At 35.6% G+C, this 6,016-nt stretch carries 6 protein-coding genes; 2 read left to right on the top strand and 4 right to left on the bottom strand.

Annotated elements, in window-relative coordinates; translation table 11 throughout:
- Positions 1–78: 78 nt before the first annotated feature.
- The 4 genes from Q0L68_RS02820 to Q0L68_RS02835 all read right to left on the bottom strand — a co-directional run bounded on the left by Q0L68_RS02820 (position 79) and on the right by Q0L68_RS02835 (position 3,438).
- Positions 79–654, bottom strand: a complete 576-nt coding sequence (locus Q0L68_RS02820) for a hypothetical protein (RefSeq protein WP_296699063.1) — start codon at positions 652–654, stop codon at positions 79–81.
- 1 nt (position 655) lies between these two features.
- Positions 656–1,654, bottom strand: a complete 999-nt coding sequence (locus Q0L68_RS02825; RefSeq protein ID WP_296699068.1) for a 3-oxoacyl-ACP synthase III family protein — start codon at positions 1,652–1,654, stop codon at positions 656–658.
- A gap of 91 nt (positions 1,655–1,745) precedes the next feature.
- Positions 1,746–2,444, bottom strand: a complete 699-nt coding sequence (locus Q0L68_RS02830; RefSeq protein WP_296699071.1) for an SOS response-associated peptidase — start codon at positions 2,442–2,444, stop codon at positions 1,746–1,748.
- A gap of 34 nt (positions 2,445–2,478) precedes the next feature.
- Positions 2,479–3,438, bottom strand: coding sequence for an alpha/beta fold hydrolase (locus Q0L68_RS02835; RefSeq protein WP_296699073.1), 960 nt, complete (start codon positions 3,436–3,438; stop codon positions 2,479–2,481).
- 120 nt (positions 3,439–3,558) lie between these two features.
- On the opposite strand from Q0L68_RS02835, the gene Q0L68_RS02840 reads away from it, so the two are divergent.
- Both Q0L68_RS02840 and hslV read left to right on the top strand, forming a co-directional pair.
- On the top strand, positions 3,559–5,196 hold the full coding sequence (locus Q0L68_RS02840; RefSeq protein WP_296699074.1) for a pyruvate dehydrogenase complex dihydrolipoamide acetyltransferase: 1,638 nt from the start codon (positions 3,559–3,561) through the stop codon (positions 5,194–5,196).
- 146 nt (positions 5,197–5,342) lie between these two features.
- A complete protein-coding gene (gene hslV / locus Q0L68_RS02845; RefSeq protein WP_296699076.1) occupies positions 5,343–5,882 on the top strand; it encodes an ATP-dependent protease subunit HslV in 540 nt (179 codons plus the stop codon).
- The last annotated feature ends 134 nt before the right edge of the window (positions 5,883–6,016 follow it).

Below are 6,016 nucleotides of genomic sequence, written 5' to 3' on the forward strand. Positions count from 1 at the left end.
AAGTAATAAATTTTGAACTCTTATTAATCAATTGATTTTATTTTACGTGAATACCCAAATCCAGTTTTAAAAAATAAATTAATTCTTGTCTCCAAAAATTTTAGAATATTGATTTATATGCAAGTTAATATTTTGTGAGATTTCTTTAATTATCTCATTTTCATCTCCTTCGATTTTTAATTCTTTAACCCAAACATGTAATTCTTTTTTAGAAAACATCCTGGGATCAGGCGATTTGGTTTTTTGATTTTCAAGAATTAAACCGGGATAATCCCAAGGACTATCAGTTAGGCCAAAATAAAAATTATTTGAATGAAGAAAAGTAAAAACCTTCTCCGAATTTTCATTTCCTGTTAATATCATTAAGAACATTCCATTCCCAAACCAATTTAAAACCCGGATATTTAAACCTGATTTTGGGTCAAAATTTCTAATTATGTCCAAAACATGGTAAGGCATTCCAAGTAGGTCATTGCCTCTTGAAAGTTTTATTGATTTGTGCTTTGAGCAGATTTTTAAAAGTGATTTATCTGAAATATTTTCTGCAACCCGAGAAAATATTTCCCAAAATTGGAGTTTGAGTCTATGTTGTTTTTTAAATAGATGATTATCTTTCCAAAGATTGAGGTCCACATGTTGTCGATCAGAACTCATATCACCATTTCAATAAAGCAGACGCCCAGGTAAAACCAGAGCCAAATGCTGCCAGACAGATTAAATCACCTTCTTTTATTTTACCTTGCTCCCAAGCTTCACTAAGAGCAATTGGGATTGTACCTCCAGTGGTATTTCCGAAATGCATGATATTGTTGAAGACTTTATCATCAGTGAAATCCAATTTTTGCTGAATGTATTGACTGATCCGGAGGTTTGCTTGGTGAGGAACTAATAGATCAATATCTTCTTTTTTAAGATTATTGAATTCTAAAGCTTCATTTATCACTTCAATAAACCTTACTATGGCATGTTTGAACACTACGTTTCCATTCATTTTTAAAAAGAAACTTCCTGAATCAAACAAATCTTGAGAAAATCGATCTTCCCTTGAACTTCCTGGGTCTTTACAATAGAGTTCTTCTGCAAAATTCCCATCTGCATGTAGGTGTGTCGATAAAATACCTGAGTTTTCTTGGTCTGTGGCTCCGAGTACCAATGCACCCGCACCATCTGCAAAAATAACCGCACTTGACCTTCCTTCATCGCTTTTGTCTAACCCAGAAGACTGAATTTCAGCTCCAACCACAAGAATCTTTTGATACATCCCGGTTTTTATAAATTGATCAGCAACTGAAAGTGCATATATAAATCCTGAGCAGGCATTTCTTATGTCAAGTGCACCAATTCCTGGTATTCCTAATTCCCGCTGTAGCAGAACTCCATTTCCGGGTATATAATAGTCGGGAGTTATGGTAGCAAAAACAATAAAATCAATTTCTGAAGCTTGGATTCCAGCCCGTTCCAAAGCAATGATGGATGCTTTTTTTGATAAACTTGTTACTGTATCGATCCCAGGAGTAAACCATCTTCTTTGTTCAATCCCGGTACGCTCCACGATCCATTCATCATTTGTATCCATCATTTGTGAAAGCTCTGAGTTAGTCACTATTCTATCTGGAACAGAATGACCTACACCTAAAATTTTGGATTTTTTCATCTCGATTTGGGTTTATTAAAAAAGATTTTCAAATATGAGAATATGTTTACACTCAAGCAAAAGACTCTTTCATACAGGAAAATGTTTTTGGCTACCCAAACAAAGTGTAATTTCCATGTTGGTCCATTGGAGAAGTTTTCCGCATCACTGCTGGTGTGTCATTCTGGACAGAGTTCACTAAAGGTGAAACGGAAAAACTCACCATTGAATCAGCAGCAAATGGTATCAGCATTTTTTTCAGATCATCTTCTGAGGTGTAATTATCAAGCCATATTTTTTCGGTTTCTTTTGTAAGAATAACTGGCATTCTATCGTGAATATCAGAGACAATATGATTTGGAGTAATTGTCAAAATCAAAAAAGTATGCTGCGTTTCACCATTTACTGATTCATATTCCTCCCAAATTCCTGCCATTGAGAATAATTCTTCATCTCTCAAGGTAAATCGATAAGGTATTTTTGTTTTTTTTCCGAGTTTTTTCCATTCGTAAAATCCATCTGCAGGAATAATACATCTACGTTTTTGAAAAGAGCTTTTAAAAGAGATTTTTTGATCGATTGTTTCAGCTCTTGCATTAATGAGTTTGAGAGCAACTGGTTTGTTTTTTCCAAATTCCGGAGTGATTCCCCAATAAAAAAATGAAAAACCTTTAGGGCTTGCTGATGTAATTACGGGTACCAACTGAGTGGGAGCAATATTATATCTAGGTTTGAATTCGGGGAGCATTTCCGCTTGGAACCGTTCTTCCAATTCAATTTTACTTTTACTCAATGAATAGCGTCCACACATAATTAAATTGATTTATTAAATCTAAAAATGGAAGTTAGATATCCTTACTTATAAATTCAACTGCCCGAAGTTCAGAATAGTAAGGTTTTTCAAAATCTGATGAGGTAAAACCCACATGCCCTCCTTTTTTTGGGAACTCGAAATACACTTTTTCAAGTTTGCCTGCAAGATCTGTTGGATAGCAAAGTTCACTTAAGAAAGGGTCGTTTGCGGCATTTAAGATCAATGTAGGCACTTTTATTTTTTCCAGATAATATAAAGATGAGTTGATTTCATAATATTCTTCGGCATCCGCAAACCCATGCAATGGACCTGTTAAATAATCATCAAAATCTGTTAAAGTTTTAATGTTTTTCAACATTTGGATAGGAATTTCATCGGGATGAGCTTTGGATTTAAGAACTACTTTTTCTTTTAACGTCTTCAGAAAACGTTTTGAATACAGGGTATTTTCCAAAGAAGAAATTTTTTTACTTGAACTGCTGAGATGTAGCGGGACAGAAATAGCCACTCCTTTTCTAATTTTTTTTGAAAAGTTTTGATTTTCACCCAGGTACTTTAAAATTAAATTTCCTCCTAATGAAAAACCTATCAAATTAATTTCATCATACTTAATTTCGGAATGTTTGATAACCGAATTTAAATCATAAGTAGCTCCGGAATGATAAAAAATTGGTTTGTGATTTAATTCCTCTCCACAGCCTCTATAATTCCAAGTCAGAACATCATAATTATTTTTCAGAAAAATTTTACACATTCCGAGAATATAAGCACGGGAACTATTTCCTTCTAAACCATGGTTCAAAATTACTAGTTTTGAACTCCCCTGTTTGTACCAGTCTAAATCAAGAAAATCTCCATCAATCGTTGTAATTCTTTCACGAATAGGTTTTTCCAAGTCAACATTTCTGAATATTGCTGGGTAAATAGTTTCTAAATGGCGGTTGAAAAGCCAAGTTGGTCTTTGATAATTGCTGTTTCGAATTAAGGGCATATCAGGAATTTGATGAATGATGGCTGAAATGCAAGGGTAAAATACTAGTTTTATATTTGATTAAAGATATTATAAAAACTATTTTTGGACACTATAAAAACGAATAGAGCGCAATAACTCATGGCCGAAATTATTAGAATGCCTAAAATGAGCGACACCATGGAAGAAGGTGTGATCGCTGCATGGTTAAAAAAAGTAGGGGATACTGTAAAACCGGGAGATATCCTGGCAGAAGTAGAAACCGACAAAGCAACTATGGAGCTTGAATCCTACGATGAAGGTGTGCTTTTATATATTGGAGTAAAAGAAAAAGATTCCGTACCGGTAAACGGTGTCATTGCCGTTATTGGAGAAAAAGGGGAGGATTACGAACACTTATTGAATGGAGCTGAGAAGCCTGTAGAAGATAAAAAGGAATCCCCTAAGACAGAAGATGAAGAGACTCCTGCAGAAGTAAAAACTGAAGAATCCAAAAAAGATATAGATGTTTCAAATATTGATGCAACGGTAATCACAATGCCTAAAATGTCTGATACCATGCAAGAGGGTACAATTGCCTCTTGGTTGAAGAAAGTAGGTGATGATGTTAAGTCAGGAGAAATAATCGCTGAGGTTGAAACTGATAAAGCTACCATGGAGCTGGAAAGCTATGACGATGGAACGCTATTATATATAGGTGTTGAGGCTGGAGATAGTGTTCCTGTAGATGGTGTTATTGCTGTAATCGGAGCAAAAGGAGCTGATTATGAGACGCTAATAAAAGCTCAAAAAAGTAATTCTTCTGATTCAGATTCTAAACCTGAGCCTACATCTACTCCTAAAAAAGAACCTTCTACTCCTGAAAAATCCGAACCTGTCCAGACTTCTCCAATTGCAAGCACTACAACATCAGATGGTGAAAGAGTTAAAGCTTCTCCTTTGGCTAAGAAAATAGCAGAGGAAAAAGGATTTGATATTCGTAAGATTAGTGGTTCGGGTGATGGAGGAAGAATTATCAAGAAGGATGTAGAAAACTTCGTTCCAGCTGCTACTGCTCCACAAGCTGCTTCAATTTCTGGAGCTCCTGCCATAGGACAGGAAAGCTTTAAGGAAGAGAAAGTTTCTCAAATGCGTAAAGTCATCGCGAAAAGACTGGCTGAGAGTAAATTTGGTGCCCCTCACTTTTATTTGACCATGGAGATCAACATGGACAAAGCTATTGAGGCTAGAAAGAGTATGAATGAAGTTTCACCTGTGAAGATTTCATTCAATGATATGGTGATTAAAGCAGCAGCAGCAGCTTTGCGCCAACATCCGAAAGTCAATTCCAGCTGGTTAGGAGATAAAATCAGATACAATGACCACATTCACATCGGTATGGCAGTGGCTGTGGAAGAAGGTTTATTGGTTCCAGTTATTAGGTTTGCAGATAATTTATCTCTTTCCCAAATTTCTACTCAAGCGAAGTCCTTAGGTGGAAAAGCGAAGAATAAAGAATTACAACCAAAAGATTGGGAAGGAAATACATTTACCATTTCAAACCTTGGAATGTTTGGAATTGACGAATTCACAGCGATCATTAATCCGCCGGATGCTTGTATTCTTGCAGTCGGAGGAATTAAGGAAACAGTTATTGTCAAGGATGGCCAAATGCAAATTGGAAATTTAATGAAAGTGACTTTATCCTGTGATCATCGAGTAGTAGATGGATCAGTTGGATCTGCATTTTTAATTACCCTTAAAAGTCTTCTCGAAGATCCTGTAAGAATCTTGGTTTAAATAACTCCTGTCAAAAAGTCCTGATTTCAGGACTTTTTGCTTTTTGTATGGTTATTGGTATTAAGACAATAGTATTGCAGAGCTCAGAGTTAATTTCTTTAGAGCAAAGCATTTTGGTAAAAGCTTTAGAAACTAACATATATTTTATGGAAAGAATTAAATCAACAACCGTTGTGGCTATTCGTCATAACGGAGAAGTAGTGATAGGTGCCGATGGACAGGCAACATTAGGGAATACCGTCGCAAAAAGTACTGTTAAAAAATTAAGAGTATTGCAAAATGGCAAAATAGTTACTGGCTTTGCAGGGTCAACAGCTGATGCATTTACGCTACTGGAAAAGTTTGAAGAAAAACTGGGTGCTTTTGGGAATAATATGAAACGAGCAGCAGTAGAATTGGCAAAAGAATGGAGAACAGATAGAATGCTGAGCAAACTTGAGGCAATGATGATTGTAGCAGATAAAGAAGATATATTAATTATTTCGGGAACTGGTGATGTAATCGAGCCAGATATGGAGATAGCGACAATTGGTTCAGGAAGTATGTATGCCCAATCTGCCGCTAGGGCAATGAAACAATTTGCTCCTCAAATGACTGCAGAGGAGATGGTAAGAGAGAGTTTAAATATCGCCGCTGATGTGTGTATTTACACAAACCACAATCTTGTTATTGAGAGAGTGAATTAAATATTTTTGATTTTTAATATTCAACCGGGGAAACTTCTCCGGTTTTTTTATGTCTTTTTATAAACCTGTTCACTCTTTTACATGTTACGGTTATAATATCTAGTAAAACCTATGACAACTACTTCAGCAAAAAA

The organism is Algoriphagus sp. (assembly GCF_024642405.1).
GTDB lineage: Bacteria > Bacteroidota > Bacteroidia > Cytophagales > Cyclobacteriaceae > Algoriphagus.

Coding starts and splice junctions, on each gene's coding strand:
- Q0L68_RS02820 (WP_296699063.1), bottom strand. CDS start 654: ATGAGTTCTGATCGACAACATGTGGACCTCAATCTTTGGAAAGATAAT.
- Q0L68_RS02825 (WP_296699068.1), bottom strand. CDS start 1,654: ATGAAAAAATCCAAAATTTTAGGTGTAGGTCATTCTGTTCCAGATAGA.
- Q0L68_RS02830 (WP_296699071.1), bottom strand. CDS start 2,444: ATGTGTGGACGCTATTCATTGAGTAAAAGTAAAATTGAATTGGAAGAA.
- Q0L68_RS02835 (WP_296699073.1), bottom strand. CDS start 3,438: ATGCCCTTAATTCGAAACAGCAATTATCAAAGACCAACTTGGCTTTTC.
- Q0L68_RS02840 (WP_296699074.1), top strand. CDS start 3,559: ATGGCCGAAATTATTAGAATGCCTAAAATGAGCGACACCATGGAAGAA.
- hslV (WP_296699076.1), top strand. CDS start 5,343: ATGGAAAGAATTAAATCAACAACCGTTGTGGCTATTCGTCATAACGGA.